The organism is Tateyamaria sp. 7Alg 36 (assembly GCF_059882455.1).
The window spans coordinates 3,410,128-3,425,484 of record NZ_CM187613.1; the positions used below are offsets into that span (position 1 = coordinate 3,410,128).

Below are 15,357 nucleotides of genomic sequence, written 5' to 3' on the forward strand. Positions count from 1 at the left end.
GTTGAGGCCAATGCGATGCAATGCTGCATCGTTCTCAAGTGACTGCGACGGGTGGTTAGCAGCCGTTCGCTGCATTTAGCACCATTGACTGCAAGACGACCCTGCAGCCATTTGCTGGCCATCTCCGTGCCTTATTCTCGCCCATCCCCCCAGTGATTGTTAAGCAACCGGTAACGGCGAGCGAATACACCCGAAACAATAGAGTAGGTCGAAGCAATGGGCGCTAAACGCAAGACGAAGATAGATGTTCATATCAGCCCAGCCGCACCGCAAGTATTTAGCGCCGCACCTGACTTTGCACATTTCATTGCTGAAAATGATTATGGCCGCTACTGCGTGCCGCAGGCCTATGCCGATCGCGAAGTGCCGCAGCTTTTAGCAGACGGAAAGATTTATGAACCCGAAACGCTAAAGCTGCTGCGCGGCATGGTCGGGGATGGCGACATCATCTCGGGTGGGGCCTTCATCGGTGATTTCTTTCCGGCGCTTTCGGGTGCGCTGGCCCCCGGCGCGCTGTATCACACGTTCGAACCTTCGCCCGTGACCTACGCGGCGGCGCGCCACACAATCACCCTGAACGGGTTGGACAATGTCGTGCTGCATCAGGTCGCTGTGTCGAATGAACCTGGCACCTTGCCGCTGCTAACCGCGCGACGCGAAGGTGGGCCGGAACTGGCCGCCGCCGCCAAGATCGTGCCGGGAGAAACCGGAAACCATGTGGTAAATGTCGAGGTCACGACACTGGACGACCTGATCCCTGCGGATCGCAAGATTTCGGTTCTGCATCTGGATATCGAAGGCTATGAGCTTCAGGCCCTGATGGGCGCGAAGCGCATCATCGCGGAACACAAACCCATCATCGTGCTGGAAGCGGCCAAGCGCAGCATGCAGCGTGTGTACAAACGTGCCCTGCGCAACCACTTCCCGGACCTACGATATCACATCACTGATGTGATCGAACGTAACGCGATCTATTTCCCGTACCCTGACGGTTCGACGGGCCGCGCTGCAGCGTTGCTATAGACAAGTGAATGGCCGGTATAGACTGACAGGGCCAATTGGCAGGCCAAGGTTGAGCGGCAGCCTGGTCCCGCAAAACGGTCATTTCCGGTTCAAACCTCATCCGTATCCAGCCAGATTGTCACGGGGCCGTCATTTACCAGCGACACGGCCATGTCCGCGCCAAACTGGCCGGTCTGCGTGGCGATGCCTAGGTCGCGCAGGTCTTGGGCAAATTGCAGGTACAGTGTTTCGGCCACGTCCGGCTTGGCCGCGCCCGCAAATCCGGGGCGGTTGCCGCGGGATGTGTCAGCGGCGAGGGTGAACTGGCTGACCACCAAAGCGCTGCCGCCGGTTTGCAGGATGGAAAGGTTCATCTTGCCCGCCTCGTCCTTGAACAGGCGCAGTTTCGAGATTTTCAGCGCCAGCCGTTTGGCCGTTTCGGCGTCATCCTCGGGCATTGCGCAGACAAGGATCAGTAGGCCCGCATCGCACGCGCCCACCGTTTCACCGGCCACATCAACACGCGCCTCTGTTACCCGTTGCAGCAGTGCCCTCATGCGTCGTCCTTCCAGTCGATGATCTCGTCCACCTCGGCGCGCGGGGTGCGAAAGCTGTTGGCGGGGTGGTCCGTATCGGCATAGCCGAAGGAGATCGCGCAGAGGATCATCCGGTCATCGGGAATGTCGAAATGCGCGCGTACAAAGGGTGCCTGTGCGGCGATGGCAGCCTGCGGGATGCTGGCCACGCCGCTGGCCTGTGCGGCAAGGCAAAAGGCGGTGACAAAGCCGCCTGTGTCCATGGCACCATAGGGGCCAAGCACGCGGGGTGCGGTCACGATGGCCACGTGGGGCGCGCCGAACAGGCGGTAGTTTTCCATCATCTGCGCCTGCGATGCGGCGCGGTCGCCCTTTTCGATGCCCACCGCATCATAAAGCTGGAAACCACAGGCGCGCCGCCGTGCGCCGTAGACGTCGGGATAGGTGTCGGGCCATGGCAGATCGGGGGCGGGCGGGATTGTGTTGGCCGCGTCGAACAGGGCGTCGCGGAACGCATCGGTGGCCGCGCCCGTGGTTACGATCAACTGCCACGGCTGCGCGTTGCACCAGCTTGGCACGTGGCGCGCGGCGCGCACAATGGCGGCGATAGTATCCTGCGGCACCGGATCGGGGCGGAAGGCGCGGCAGGAAAAGCGTGCCTGCAACAACGCATCCAGCGTGTCAAAATCGCTCATGATTGCAGCGCCATGACAAAGCCGATGGCCCCCGCGACCAACAGGCCAGCCAGCACCGCCAGCGCGATCTTGATCTTCGAGTAAGGCCGTTCGCCCTGCACCCGCCCCGTGCGCCCGTTCACCACAAAGCGATAGGTCTCGCCCCGGTACTTATAGGCAGCGAGCCAGACCGGCAGCAGCACGTGTTTGAAGGTGATCGCGCCCAGCGTGGTATCGATCGAGTGAATGCGCTGACGGTCGCCGCCGATGTCGAAACGCACGTCGCGGGCAATGGTGGCATCTATATGGGCGCGGGCTTCGACAAAGCCCTGTTCAAGCTCGACGCTGTAGGCTTCGGCGCGGAAACCGGCAAGGAATTCAGGGGTGTAGGGTTGCAGAGCGCTCAGATCCCACGGTTCGAGCGCGTCGGTGAACCGCTTGGGGAGCGAGGTCGAGGCCAGCACCAGCACGTCATCAAAGAAGCGTGCCACCTTGCCGCGCACGGAGCGCCAGCGGACCTTGGCCACCTGTACCTGCTGGCGTTTGCCGTCGCGCATCACGGTACGGGTTTCGTAGTAGACCGTGCCGCGTTCGCCCGTATAGGCGCTGCGCGTGTCCGCATCGAAGGTCCAGTAGGGCACGTAAATACCCTGCAAACTGCGCCCCTTGCGGGCGTATTCCTGCAGGCCGTTGGGCGCGAACCACAGCCCGCCAAGCCAGTCGTTCATGGCGGCGCGGGCCTCGGCCTCGGCCAGTGCAAAGGGCAGGACGCCGCGGGGTTTGATGTGGCGGTGCGCGCCTGTGTCGGTGACGACGGGGGTGGCGCAGAACGGGCATTCGGTGGCGTGGATATTGGCGTCGAATTCGACCTCGGCGGCGCAGTTTGGGCATTTGGAGACGCGCGTCTCTTCCATCTCGGTCTGGGGTAGGTCGGCGCGCAGGGCGGCGCGGTAGTCGAGTTCGGCAATGGTTTGGGGGGCCCGTGCGCGGGTGCCTTCGATGGACGACGTGTTGCCGCAGTGATCGCAGGTCAGCGTGCCATTGGCCGGATCAAAGCGGAAATCGGCACCGCAATTGTCACAGGGAAACCTGTGTTCGGACGGGATGGCGGGTTTATCAGGCAGGTCGGTCATGGCGTCCCGTTACGAAGGTGCAATGCGCGCGCGACGGCTGGCGCGACAGGGGGAAAATGGCACGGGCAGGCGGTGCCGCCAACCGGAAAAGCCCGCGCCTGTGCGATTGCTCTGCATAGGCTACAGATAGCGGTGCCAGCGCTTGGGCGCCATGATGCGCAGGGCGTTGTCGCGCAAGGCATAATGGCGCCAGATGTGGAAGGCGGCATGCAGGGCCACGACACCGCCGAGGGCATAAAACTCAATGATATGAAGGGCTCCGACCCATTCGTTGGCATGTTTCCAGCCCATGGGCGGCGCGATGGGCAACACCCCGCCCGCCTTGAGCAGGACGGAGGACGTGAGCCCCAGCAGGAAGCCCGTGAAGGCGACAAAGAACAGCCCCCAGATCAGCGTGAGGTGCAAGGCGCGGTGCAGGCGGCGCAGCGGCGGGGACAGCTTGGGACCGGGGCGGCTGGCCAGCCCGCGCCGCATCAGATCGGCAAACCACGCCAGCGACAGCGACACGAAAATCAGCGCCAGAAAGGAGTGCGCCTGAAAGGCGGCGGGGCCGAAGGGGGTGACGTCTTCGGGCTGGACCAGCAGGAACCAGACGAACAGCGGGACCATCCCCCAATGCAGCCATTTGAGGGCCGTGCGCCGCGCAGGCAGACGCGAGGAGAGAGGGCGCGTTGGGGACATGGAGAGGAGTGTGGGCCGCGCGGGGCCCGTGTCAAGACAGCGTACGCGCAACAGCGCGGGGCGGGTCAGCCCTCCGACCGCGATTCGAGGGGTTAATGCCCGTGAAAACAGGCAAAAACGCGATGCACAGGCCGTACAGAACCTGTGCACACCCTGTACACCGCTGATGCACCGGAGGGGGCGTTAAGGGAGCGTACGGTGGGTTTTGTGAATGGGGGGTTAATGGGGAGGGCGGTTTTTGAGGGTTATACAGGTTGAGACTTAAACAAGCCGGCCTTCACTCCAGTCCTTCAATTAGGCTTCACACCGACGAATATTCGGGAAAAACGAATTGGCTGTCTAATAAGTTGGTTAATCAGTTAGTCCTCCCCCCCCTTGAGTAGCATAGTAGGCTATGCTACTATAATTACTCTATAGTAAGCAAATTCTGGTTAGATGTCTGAAACCACCTTGCGAACTTTTTCATCTTCAACAGTCAATACAGTGCGGATTGCCATGCGAATTTTAGGACTTGCTAGTCTATAAGCATCGTCGGAAGGTAGGCGTTTCAATATCGGGTTATCCCCCTTCGATAGCTTTGAAAGTTCGCCGGACACGTTCAACGAAACGCCAGCGGTAGTCGCGGGAAAGATTTCTCTGATTTTAGCCTCGACATCTTTGTAGGTAAAGCTCTCCTTTTCTGTTACCCCGCATGCGTAGATGCACTGGTTTCGTCTCGATGCCTTTGTTTCTCTGGAATTCATTCTGCTTGATACCATGGTGCAGTAAGCGCGAATAGAATTTTTAGCCCATTTTTGCACAGCACGGCTATGAACATTCTGGTCTATTACGCCGTTTTTCTTTATCGCCTCTTTTGCTATTCTCAATCCTAACTCTTGTAACTCCAACGCAATTCGGTCTGTAATGCTCAACATGCGGTCATAAAACACTTGAGAATTCCCAAGAACTTGCAGTTTTAACTGATCTTCCAGACCTCGCCGCATCAATAGTTTCGCCTCAGCCGGGGTCATCCTCTCAACTTCTGGGATCTCTTTCAATCGTGTGGAAATAGTTTGAATGTTTGTATTCTTGGAAAGAATTTCATCGATTCCAACCGGAGTTCCAACGACGACGATTTTTACCTTATAGCTTGCGTAAATAGGGTCATCCAGAAGAACGATGCAGTTAGCAATCTGCTTGCACAGATTTGCGTCGCTGGCAACCTGCTCAAAGTTATCAAATACAACGACGGCTTTCTCTTTACCTGCAGATTTCCGTAAGTAGGCTAACAGCCTTTCGAAGGGTTCTTTCTTTCCTTTGACGTATTTCCAAGTGCCTTCAAAATCTACACCGACACCGCCAGGTTTTACGCCACCAGATTTAGTAAGTTCATATTCCTCTTTTTCTAGCTCCTCTCTCCTGGAAAGTTTGTCATCGAATGCTAAACCTAACGATCCAAATGTTGACGCGACAGCAAGGTTAACGACTTCATAGAATACTTTCTTTTCCTTAAAAACTTTTTTGTAGAGCCAAGACTTTCCATTTCCACTTTCCCCAAATATTACCAAGTGTTGGCTTTCTGATAATCCTTCAATCAGATCCTCTTCCAAATCGGGCCTAGGAATGTAAAGTTTAGGGTTGACGTCTGCGGCGCGTGGTGTGAAAACATCGTCCGGTTTCGGGGTTGATGAGAAACTGATCATTTTCCTATCCTCAAGTGTGCTGTTCATTTTCTTAACTAATTTTTTCATCGAAGCGCCATAATAATTCCGATCGTTGGCATTTATTTTCGATAGGCTTTATAGCGGACCTGAAAGATTATCTAAGGTCAATATTGCGCTGGCAAGCGTCATGACATTCACTTTTGGACGAAAGCGCCCCACAAAAAACCACCCCCGATACCCTCAGGGGTGGCTCTCTAATCAATCCTTACCAAACCCCTCTTACATCCCCGGGGGCGGGGGGGGCAGGATGGTGAAGAGTTGGGCGAGTTCGGTGACGTCTTCGGCGCGCAGCCAGCCGTCTTGGCCTGCGGTCCAGACATAGGTTTCGCGGGTCAGTTCTCCGTCCGTGGCCATGCGGGCCATGCGGGCTTTGGAGAAGGGGCCTTTGGTCTGGCCGTTCTCGGCAATGTGCCAGACGTGTTCGACCGGCGGGGGGGGGGGGGCCATGCTCGCAGGGGTCGTTGCAGGGCGTGCGCCCCACGGGCCGGCGGCGGCCATCTGGCCCACTTGCATGCCCATCGCCGCGCCAAGGCCCGCCTGCATCGCATCGGCGCTGCCGCCGCCTTCGCGGCCCAAGGCTTCGGCGGCTTGGAACTGCATGTATTCGTTGAGGTTGCCGATCACCCCCATGGAGGAGCGTTTGTCCATCACCGCCTCGACCGCAGGGGGGAGCGAGATGTTTTCGATGTAAAGCTCGGGGATGGTCAGGCCGTATTCGGCGACCTGGGCGGAGATCTCTTTCGCGACGATCTGGCCGAGTTCGCGGGTGTTGGCGGCCATGTCGAGCACCGGAATGCCGGATTTGGCGAGGGAGCGGGACATTTCCTGCACGATGATGTTGCGGATCTGGTAGCTGATCTCGTCCATGGTAAACTCGCCATCGGTGCCGACGATTTCAACGAGGAAGCGGGCGGGGTCGGTGACTTTGACCGTGTAGGTGCCGAAGGCGCGCAGGCGGACGGGGCCGAATTCGGGGTCGCGGCAGATGATCGGGTTCTTGGTGCCCCATTTCAGGTCGCTGAAACGGGTGGTGTTCACGAAGTAGATCTCGGATTTGAACGGGCTTTTGAAGCCGTGATCCCAGTGCTGCAACGTGGTCATGATCGGCATGTTGTTGGTTTCGAGCATGTAGAGCCCGGGGGTGAAGACATCCGCCAGTTGCCCTTCGTGCACGAACACGGCGGCCTGCCCCTCGCGGACGGTCAGCTTGGCGCCGTATTTGATCTCGTGATCCTCGCGTTCAAAGCGCCAGACCATGGTGTCGCGGGTGTCGTCGGTCCAGTGGATGACGTCGATGAATTCACCGGAGAGGAAGTCGAAAATACCCATTTGGGGGCTCCTTTGGTCTGGTCAGTTTGCAACGCCGGGTGGCTGTAGCCGGTCGCCCGCGTCATGTTTGCCCATGGCATCAGCATAGACCGCAATCACGTGGCCCGCCATATCGTGCAGGGTGGGGAAGGGGCCGACTGCGACCCCTGCAAGGGCGGCATCGGTTCGGGCCAGCATCCATTCCCGCACCGTCAGGTCGGTATCCACAGGTGGGGCCGCGGCCAAAAGCCGAGCAAGCACGCTCATTCCCCGCCCCCTTTTTCCACCTGTTCAACGGCCAGTTGGCGGATGATCGGGCTGGCCTGTTCCAGTGTCATGCCGGGCGATAGGCGGGGGTCGTAGAGCATACCGAGCAGCAATTCGTCGTGGTTGGTCAGCAGGGCGAATTCGTCGTCGTCGTTGAAGATGCTAGGCCGTGCGGCGGGGCTGTCATTGGCGAGGCCGAGGCCTTGGGCCAGTTCCTCGTGGATGCAGGACAGGCGCAGCAGGTCGGGGTTTTCGGCGCGGATCACGGCGACGGCGGCGGTATAGGTCGAGCGGTTCGCCCCTGCGGCATAGGCGGCGACGGCGCAATAGGCGTTTTCGGGCAGGTTGCGCACGGCGGCAAGGTTGGTGGTGGTGACGCCCGCGATGCGCGGGGCGTTCAGGTCCAGCGTTTCGGCGCGGTCGTCCTCGTTCACGAAGAAGACCATGAAATTGGGCGTGCCGCCGACCGAAATCGGGTGGTTGGTGGCGCGGGACAGGCGGGCGGCATAGTCACGCACGTCAGCGGCGTCGCGCAGGCGCTGGCTGGGCGGGACCGAGGGGCCGAACTGGATGCCGATGCGCACCGGTTCCTTCCAGCGGCGCAGCGCGCCCGAGACATTCTGGTCCACCCCACCAGAGGCATATTCATTGTAAAAGGCGATGCGTTCGAAATTGCGCGCCAGCATCGTCGAGGTAAAGGGCGTGTCCGGCCCGCCCCCGTCCTGCCGCAGCAGGCCCGAGGTCAACTGGCTGGATTGCACCTGTGTGAGATAGCGGCGCAGCGCGGCGCTGCGTTCAGAGGTGGCGCGCACTGTCTGGCGGGGCGGCGCGCTGGCCAGCCCCGCAGGACGCACCTGCGGGGTCAGGACCGGATCGACAGGCGCGGCGGGCATGTCACAGGCCGCAAGCAGGGCAAGGGCGGTCAAGCCGCCCCATATGCCCTTTCGTGCTGTGCCCGCCATCGCGCCCGCCTTTCGCGATCAGCTTGGAACGGATGTGGCGGCGTTGTCGCCCACCCCGTCCTTGCGCGCCTTGGCGGATGCCAGCGTGTCGCGCAGGTCGGCTTCCATCTTTTTGAGGTCTTCCTCGGCGGCGGCACGTTTGGCTTTGCCTTCGTCCGCGATTCTGAGGCTGTCCTCGATCGTGCCGATCAGGTCGGCATTGGCCTTTTTGACCGCTTCGATGTCGAACACGCCGCGTTCCATTTCCTGACGGATCGCCTTGTTGCTTTCGCGCAGGTTGGCCGCGTTCGAGGTCAGCAATTCGTTGGTCAGGTCATTTGCATCACGCACGGCAGCGGCGGCTTCGGCGCTGCGCTGGATGGTGACGGCTTGGGCCAGTTGGGTCTCCCAAAGCGGCACGGTGTTGACCAGTGTCGAGTTGATCTTGGTCACGAGGCTTTTGTCGTTTTCCTGCACCAGACGGATCGAGGGCAGCGACTGCATGGTCACCTGACGGGTCAGTTTCAGGTCGTGGACGCGGCGTTCAAGGTCGTCACGCGCGGCGCGCAGGTCGCGCAGTTCCTGAGCCACCATGACTTTGTCGTTCTCGGCGGCTTTCTCGACGTCTTTTTCCTTGGCCGGAATGGTCTTTGCGTCCAGTTCCTTCAGCTTTTCCTCGCCTGCCGCGATGTAAAGCGCCAGTTCGTCATAGAATTGCAGCGTCTTTTCATAAAGTAGGTCGAGGGATTTGATGTCCTTGAGCAGCGTGTGTTCATGCGCCAGCAGGTTGTCGGTGATCTTGTCGATCTGGGCCTGCACGGTTTCGAAACGGGCGGTGAACTTGGCAAAGGGCGCGGCGCGGCCCAGCAGCTTTTCCCACCACGAACGGTCGCGGCGCACGTCCAGTTCGCTGATCGAGAAGCCGCGGATGGTGGTGACGATACCGCGCAGGGAATCACCGGCGGGGCCGACATCCTTGTTGCGCACATCGGTCAGCATCGCTTGGGAAATTTCCTGCAACTCGGCCTGTGCGGCAGAGCCGAAGGACACGATGGAGTTGGTATCGCCCATGTCGATTTCATCCATGCGGGCGCGGATTTCGGCCCCCACGGGCGCGTCGGCCTTTTCCAGTGGCACGATGGCATTGGCGTCGGTCGGTTCGGGCAGCACGACGGCGGTCACTTCCTCGACAGAAGCGGTTGCGCTTTGGGCCTTTTGGCGGACGGTTTCAGACATGTTGGATCACCTTACTGTTTATGAGTTGTCGTGGGGCACGTTGCGCACCCCTTCACGCTGCAAACGGTCGCGCAGCACGTCGATTTCGATGTTGAGGTCAGAGCGGTCGTCGACCAGCAATTTGCGGGTGCGGGCGGCAAAGTTGTCGCCCAGATCGTCCAGCAGTTCGGCGTAGTCGCTGCGCGCCTGCGGATCGCGGGTGCGGGCGTAGATGTCGGCGAACTTGATCGTCGCGTCGCGTGCGCCCATCAGGTAGACGCCCAGATATTTGCGCGCCGCCGTCAGGTCGCGGGGGTCTTCCTCGACCGTGCGGATCAGGTCGCGGGCGGTGGCCTGAAACGCTTCGAGCTTGAGTTCCATCTTGCGGTCCTCGGCGCGTTTCATGGCGTCGGTCATCGCGTTGAGGTGGGTTTCCGCCTCGTCCACGACGCGGGCGACGCGGTCTTGTTGGAAGGTGTCGATGCCTTCCATGCCTTTGTCCTTCATCGGGTCAAAGCCGAAGGCGGCCATGTGCAAGCCTGTCGCGGCCACGCCGAACAGCAGCGGCGCGATCAGACCGGCCTCTACACGGTAGGCGGCCAGCGCGATGCCGATGCCCGTCAGGACAGACGCGAACAGCTTGCGCGGGATGGCGGGGCGGCGGGCGACCTTGCGCGACTGGTACGCGGCCTCGGCCAGCAGACCACCGCGCAGCAGCCATGCCGCCAGTGTCAGGGTCGCTGCCGCCACAAGCGCGAATGTCAGGCCGACCGCGCCATCGTTGAGGGCCAGAAACACCATCGGGATGGCGGGCAGGAACAGGATGTTGGCGCGGGCGCCCACGGGGTCCACCTGTGCGCCTTGGAAGGCGGCGCGGGGGCGGGGGGCGTTTGCATCCGCAGCGTCGCTGCGCGCGCTGTCGTCGGGGCTGTATTTTCCGCCGAATCTTTTGGCCATGGGTTACAACCCTCCGATCAGGCCGGTGGTGACACCGAACATCAGCGCGATCAGCACCGCATAGGCGATTTTCTGGAAGGTTGTTGTCACTATTTACCCCGTCAAGTCTTTGTGGACCGCAAGGTAAGACGTTGTGACGTCATTTGCCAGTGCGTCAACGTTTTTATCGACAGGGCACCGGATAGGTTAGGGTTCCCGCAGGGTAGCGCCGCGCAGGGTCAAAGCAGGTGACTTGCCCGCGCCCGTCGGCCCAGTAGAGGTGGGGATTGGTGCCGTTCGCCCCGTCCTTGAGATAGCGCACGTGGCCCCAATAGGTGCCCTTGTTCGGCCCGCGCCACGCACGGCCCAGTTGCAGGTGCAGGTGGCGCACGCCGACGCTGCATTCGAACTGCCGGTAGGAGTTGCCAAGGGCGCCGATGACCTGCCCGCGTGCCACGGCCTGACCCGCGACCACGTCGGTGCGGCCCAGATGGCCATACAGCGCGATCAGCGGTTTGCCGTCGCTGCCATTGCCGTGATGCACCACAATGGTCGGTCCCCAGCAGGGGCCGGTTTCGACCTCAAGCACTTTGCCCGCCGCCACGGCGAGGATGGGCAGACCGTTGCGCCCCTTTATGTCGATGCCCTGATGCGGGGCCGCGCGGCGTGGCCCGTTCACCCCTTTCATGGAGCGGTATTCGGAGGCGATGCGTGGGGCGCCCTTGGGATAGGTGACTTTGACCTTGCCCTGCGCCTGAACGGTGTCGGGCGCGCCAAGGGTCAAAATGGCGATCAATGCGCCAAGGATAACGGGAAAAGGGGGCATAAAAAGGCTCGCTGACACTAAGGGATTGTCCCTGATGAAGCCGAGGAACGGCACAGGTTGCAAGCAAAATTTCCCGAGGATTGGCGCGGTAGGACAGGGGGCGGCGGCGCTGGGCGCGCGCCGCGCTTGTGATCAGCGCGGCTTGCGTTTGCGCATGGGGCTGCGCGGTTTGGGCTTGGGTTTGGCCGTGGCGGTGCCGGTTGTTTCCTCGACCTCGAGGCCCAGTTGGTCGCGCACGATCTTGCGGCGGATTTCCTCGACCGCGCCGGGTTTCAAATCACCCAGTTGGAAGGGGCCGTAGCTGACACGGATCAGGCGGTTCACCACCAGTCCGACGCTTTCCATGGCGCGGCGGATTTCGCGGTTCTTGCCCTCGCGCAGGCCCACGGTCAGCCATGCGTTCGCGCCCTGTTGGCGATCAAGCGTGACCTGCATGGGCTGGAAGCGTTCGCCTTCCACGGTGATCCCCTTGCGCAGCGGTTCCAGCGTGTCGTCGGTGGGACGGCCGTTGATACGCACGCGATAGCGGCGCATCCAGCCGGTGCTGGGCAGTTCGAGCTTGCGTTTGATGCCGCCATCATTGGTGAGCAGCAGCAGCCCTTCGGAGTTGATGTCGAGCCGTCCGACGGACATCACGCGGGGCATGTCCTCGGGCAGGGCGTCATAGATCGTGCGCCGCCCTTTTTCGTCGGCATCGGTGGTCACCAGACCTGCGGGCTTGTGATACAGCCACATGCGTTCGGGTTCGGCGGCGCGCAGGGCCTTGCCGTCTACCGTGATGCGGTCGGCATCGGTCACGTTCAGCGCGGGGCTGTCGATCTGCTTGCCGTTCACGCTGACGCGCCCTGCGGCAATGATCTCTTCTGCGCCGCGACGGCTGGCAAGGCCAGCACGGGCGAGCACTTTGGCGATGCGGTCGCCTGTTTTGGGGGTCTCGGTCATGGCATGCCCATACCTGTGCCTTGCCAGCGGGGCAAGGGACGTGGCAGGGGACAGGGATGGAGTTTCGTTCGTTCATGGATCTGGCGCTGAAGGAAGCGCGTGCCGCTGGCGCGCGCGACGAGGTGCCTGTGGGCGCGGTGATCGTGGCCCCCGATGGCACGGTTGTGGCGCAAGCGGGCAACCGGACGCGGGAAACCTGTGATCCGACGGCCCATGCCGAGATCGTGGCGATCCGCGCCGCCTGTGCCGCACTCGGGGCCGAGCGGTTGCCGGGGCATCGTCTGTATGTGACGCTTGAGCCTTGCGCGATGTGCGCCGCCGCCATTGCCGCCGCACGGATCGAGCGGCTGTATTACGGCGCGGCGGACCCCAAGTCGGGCGGCGTGGCGCAAGGCGCGCGGGTGTTCGAGCGCGCCCAGAGCCATCACGCGCCGCAGGTCTATGACGGGATTGCGGCGCGGGATGCGGAAAAGTTGCTGCGCGATTTCTTTGCCGCCCGACGCTAGGGCGGGGGAGGCGGGTGCCTTTAAAGGGTGATCGGCTGCATCACTTCGGGTTCGATCACGGTCACATCCGGCAATCCTGCGCGCAGCGCATCGGCCTTCTGTTCCAATGCAGGGAAAGTGCGATAGTGGCAGGGAATCACCGTGTCGAAGTTGAAATAGCGTTTCGCCGCATAGGCCGCGCCCGCCATATCCATCGTGTAATAGCCACCCGCCGACAGGATGCCGATATTGGGTTTGTGATAATCCCCGATCCAGTCCATGTCGGCCATGATATCGGTGTCGCCCGACAGGTAGATCACCTTGCCTTCGCCCTTGATCACATAGCCGCATTCCTGCCCCATATAGACGCCGCGCCCGTCGATTTGCAGCGATGAGGAATGGGACGCGGGAACCAACGTGGCGCTGACATCGCCAAGTTGGATCGTGCCGCCCTTGCCGAACGCGTGTCCTTCGGTCGCGCCCGCGCCGTGCAGGTGTTGGGCCAGTTCATAAGGGGCCGAAACCGGCGCGCCGGTGTCCTGACTGATCGCGACCACATCCGTTGTATGGTCGAAATGCCCGTGGGTGACGAGGATATGGGTCGCGCCCGCCGTGGCGTCCGGTGCGCGCCCTTCGGGCAGCATCGGGTTGCCGTTGATCCACGGGTCGATCAGCAGGATCTGGTCCCCGATCTCGATGCGAAAGCTGCCATGGCCGAGCCAGATGATGTTCATGTGCGGGTCTCTCCTCTTTTCATGGGGCTACCCTAGCGCAGGATTGCGGGGGCGGGAGCCTCCGGCGGGGATTTTTTTGGAACAGAGAAGGGGCAGGGGGCGCGAAGCAGGGGGGCGGAGGTGCGGTTGGGGGCCGCGCAGGCTTGAAGGCCCGCAGCGCGCACGCTAAAGCCACTGCAAGTGCATATCGAGGGATTTGACCATGTCCATTGACGAAACAACCGCCGCCCGTGTGGCAAAGCTGGCCCGTATCAAGGTGGAGCCGGAAAACCTGACGGCGCTGGCAGGGGAATTCAACACCATCCTCGGCTTTATCGAGCAGTTGGGCGAAGTCGATGTGGACGGTGTGGAGCCGATGACATCCGTGACGCCGCAGCGGCTGAAGCGCCGTGTGGACGAGGTGACGGATGGCAGCCAGCAAGAGGCTGTGCTGGCCAATGCCCCCGATGCGCGTGAAGGATTTTTTGCCGTACCCAAGGTGGTGGAATAATGAGCGATCTGAACAAGCTGGGACTGGCCGAGGCACGTGATGCGCTGCGGGCCGGAGATGTCACGAGCGTCGAGCTGACCGAAGCCTGTCTGGGCGCCATCGAGGGGGCGGGTGCGCTCAATGCCTTTGTGCACGAGACACCGGAGATCGCCCGCACGCAAGCCGCGGCGGCGGATGCGCGGATCAAGGCGGGCGATGCGCCTGCCATGTGTGGCCTGCCCATCGGGATCAAGGATCTGTTCTGCACCAAAGGTGTGCCGTCGCAGGCCGGATCGCGCATTCTGGAAGGCTTCCTGCCCGAATACGAGTCCACCATCACCCAGAACCTGTTTGGCTCCGGCGCTGTGATGTTGGGCAAGCTGAACATGGACGAATTCGCCATGGGATCGTCCAACGAAACTTCGGTTTACGGCAATGCCGTGAACCCGTGGAAAGTAGATGACCGCGACCTCACGCCGGGTGGCTCGTCGGGTGGCTCGGCCTCTGCCGTGGCGGCGGACCTGTGTCTGGCGGCGACCGGCACTGATACTGGCGGTTCGATCCGCCAGCCTGCGGCCTTTACCGGCATCACGGGCATCAAGCCAACCTACGGGCGTTGTTCGCGTTGGGGCGTTGTCGCCTTTGCCTCGTCCCTTGATCAGGCGGGGCCGATGACCAAGTCGGTGCGCGATGCGGCGATCATGCTGGAGGCCATGTGCGGCCACGACCCCAAGGATTCGACATCGGCCGATCTCCCGGTGCCGGATTTCGAGGCGATGCTGACCGGCGACATCAAGGGCAAGAAGATCGGCATTCCGCGCGAATACCGCATGGACGGCATGTCGGACGAGATCGTGGCCCTGTGGGAAAACGGCACCGCCATGTTGCGCGATGCGGGGGCGGAGATTGTCGACATCTCGTTGCCGCACACGAAATACGCGCTGCCAGCCTATTACGTGATTGCCCCCGCCGAAGCGTCGAGCAACCTCGCCCGCTATGACGGGGTACGCTATGGCCACCGCGCCAAGCTGGAGCAGGGCGACGGCATCACCGAGATGTACGAAAAGACCCGTGCCGAAGGCTTTGGCGCCGAAGTGCAGCGCCGTGTGATGATCGGTACCTATGTGCTGTCGGCTGGGTTCTATGACGCCTATTACAACCGCGCCCGCAAGGTCCGCACGCTGATCAAGAAGGATTTCGAGGACGTCTTTGCCCAAGGGGTGGATGCGATCCTGACGCCTGCGACACCATCGGCGGCCTTTGGTCTGGGCGAGGCGTCGGATGATCCGGTCGAGATGTATCTGAACGACGTGTTCACCGTGACAGTCAACATGGCCGGCCTGCCCGGGATCGCGGTGCCTGCGGGCGTCGATGCGTCGGGCCTGCCGCTGGGTCTGCAACTGATCGGGCGTCCGTGGGAAGAGGGCGATTTGCTGAACACCGCCTATGCGCTTGAGGCGCGGGCAGGTTTTGTGGCCAAGCCGCAGAAATGGTGGTAACACCCG

17 protein-coding genes are annotated in these 15,357 nt (G+C 61.6%); 4 read left to right on the forward strand and 13 right to left on the reverse strand.

What is annotated here, in order from left to right:
• Positions 1-336 precede the first annotated feature (336 nt).
• The gene (locus tag AC6GQJ_RS16590) at positions 337-1,023 is read left to right on the forward strand and encodes an FkbM family methyltransferase (protein ID WP_500770256.1); all 687 of its coding nucleotides are present in this window, start codon (positions 337-339) and stop codon (positions 1,021-1,023) included.
• An 89-nt stretch (positions 1,024-1,112) separates the two neighbouring features.
• On the opposite strand, the gene dtd is transcribed toward AC6GQJ_RS16590, so the two are convergent.
• The 12 genes from dtd to AC6GQJ_RS16650 form a co-directional block, all read right to left on the reverse strand.
• Positions 1,113-1,559, reverse strand: coding sequence for a D-aminoacyl-tRNA deacylase (gene dtd, locus AC6GQJ_RS16595; RefSeq protein ID WP_500770258.1), 447 nt, complete (start codon positions 1,557-1,559; stop codon positions 1,113-1,115).
• Entirely contained in the window at positions 1,556-2,233 is a 678-nt protein-coding gene (locus tag AC6GQJ_RS16600) for a nitroreductase (protein ID WP_500770260.1), read from the reverse strand. Before AC6GQJ_RS16600 ends, dtd begins: the two co-directional genes overlap by 4 nt.
• Positions 2,230-3,345: a TFIIB-type zinc ribbon-containing protein gene (locus AC6GQJ_RS16605; protein ID WP_500770262.1), complete on the reverse strand. Its 1,116-nt coding sequence runs from the start codon at positions 3,343-3,345 to the stop codon at positions 2,230-2,232. Before AC6GQJ_RS16605 ends, AC6GQJ_RS16600 begins: the two co-directional genes overlap by 4 nt.
• Positions 3,346-3,465: 120 nt before the next feature.
• Positions 3,466-4,026, reverse strand: a complete 561-nt coding sequence (locus AC6GQJ_RS16610) for a cytochrome b/b6 domain-containing protein (RefSeq protein ID WP_500770264.1) — start codon at positions 4,024-4,026, stop codon at positions 3,466-3,468.
• A gap of 431 nt (positions 4,027-4,457) precedes the next feature.
• A complete protein-coding gene (locus tag AC6GQJ_RS16615; RefSeq protein WP_500770266.1) occupies positions 4,458-5,756 on the reverse strand; it encodes an AAA family ATPase in 1,299 nt (432 codons plus the stop codon).
• A 192-nt stretch (positions 5,757-5,948) separates the two neighbouring features.
• Positions 5,949-7,058 (reverse strand): SPFH domain-containing protein, encoded by a 1,110-nt coding sequence (locus tag AC6GQJ_RS16620; RefSeq protein ID WP_500770267.1) that lies wholly within the window; start codon positions 7,056-7,058, stop codon positions 5,949-5,951.
• A 21-nt stretch (positions 7,059-7,079) separates the two neighbouring features.
• Entirely contained in the window at positions 7,080-7,304 is a 225-nt protein-coding gene (locus AC6GQJ_RS16625) for a hypothetical protein (protein WP_500770269.1), read from the reverse strand.
• Positions 7,301-8,266, reverse strand: a complete 966-nt coding sequence (locus tag AC6GQJ_RS16630) for a DUF2927 domain-containing protein (protein WP_500770271.1) — start codon at positions 8,264-8,266, stop codon at positions 7,301-7,303. The genes AC6GQJ_RS16625 and AC6GQJ_RS16630 overlap by 4 nt, the downstream gene beginning before the upstream one ends.
• Positions 8,267-8,284: 18 nt before the next feature.
• Entirely contained in the window at positions 8,285-9,481 is a 1,197-nt protein-coding gene (locus tag AC6GQJ_RS16635; protein ID WP_500770273.1) for a toxic anion resistance protein, read from the reverse strand.
• Between the two features lie 18 nt (positions 9,482-9,499).
• Positions 9,500-10,417 (reverse strand): 5-bromo-4-chloroindolyl phosphate hydrolysis family protein, encoded by a 918-nt coding sequence (locus AC6GQJ_RS16640; protein WP_500770275.1) that lies wholly within the window; start codon positions 10,415-10,417, stop codon positions 9,500-9,502.
• Positions 10,418-10,580: 163 nt separating this feature from the next.
• Positions 10,581-11,222: a peptidoglycan DD-metalloendopeptidase family protein gene (locus AC6GQJ_RS16645; protein WP_500770277.1), complete on the reverse strand. Its 642-nt coding sequence runs from the start codon at positions 11,220-11,222 to the stop codon at positions 10,581-10,583.
• A gap of 132 nt (positions 11,223-11,354) precedes the next feature.
• Positions 11,355-12,164: a pseudouridine synthase gene (locus tag AC6GQJ_RS16650; RefSeq protein WP_500770279.1), complete on the reverse strand. Its 810-nt coding sequence runs from the start codon at positions 12,162-12,164 to the stop codon at positions 11,355-11,357.
• Positions 12,165-12,220: 56 nt separating this feature from the next.
• On the opposite strand from AC6GQJ_RS16650, the gene AC6GQJ_RS16655 reads away from it, so the two are divergent.
• Positions 12,221-12,670: a nucleoside deaminase gene (locus tag AC6GQJ_RS16655; protein ID WP_500770281.1), complete on the forward strand. Its 450-nt coding sequence runs from the start codon at positions 12,221-12,223 to the stop codon at positions 12,668-12,670.
• Positions 12,671-12,690: 20 nt separating this feature from the next.
• Here the strand turns inward: AC6GQJ_RS16655 and AC6GQJ_RS16660 are convergent, their stop codons facing one another.
• Positions 12,691-13,383, reverse strand: coding sequence for a metal-dependent hydrolase (locus AC6GQJ_RS16660; RefSeq protein WP_500770283.1), 693 nt, complete (start codon positions 13,381-13,383; stop codon positions 12,691-12,693).
• 202 nt (positions 13,384-13,585) lie between these two features.
• On the opposite strand from AC6GQJ_RS16660, the gene gatC reads away from it, so the two are divergent.
• Together gatC and gatA are read left to right on the forward strand one after the other, a co-directional pair.
• Entirely contained in the window at positions 13,586-13,873 is a 288-nt protein-coding gene (gene gatC, locus AC6GQJ_RS16665) for an Asp-tRNA(Asn)/Glu-tRNA(Gln) amidotransferase subunit GatC (protein ID WP_500770285.1), read from the forward strand.
• Entirely contained in the window at positions 13,873-15,351 is a 1,479-nt protein-coding gene (gatA, locus tag AC6GQJ_RS16670; RefSeq protein ID WP_500770287.1) for an Asp-tRNA(Asn)/Glu-tRNA(Gln) amidotransferase subunit GatA, read from the forward strand. Before gatC ends, gatA begins: the two co-directional genes overlap by 1 nt.
• The last annotated feature ends 6 nt before the right edge of the window (positions 15,352-15,357 follow it).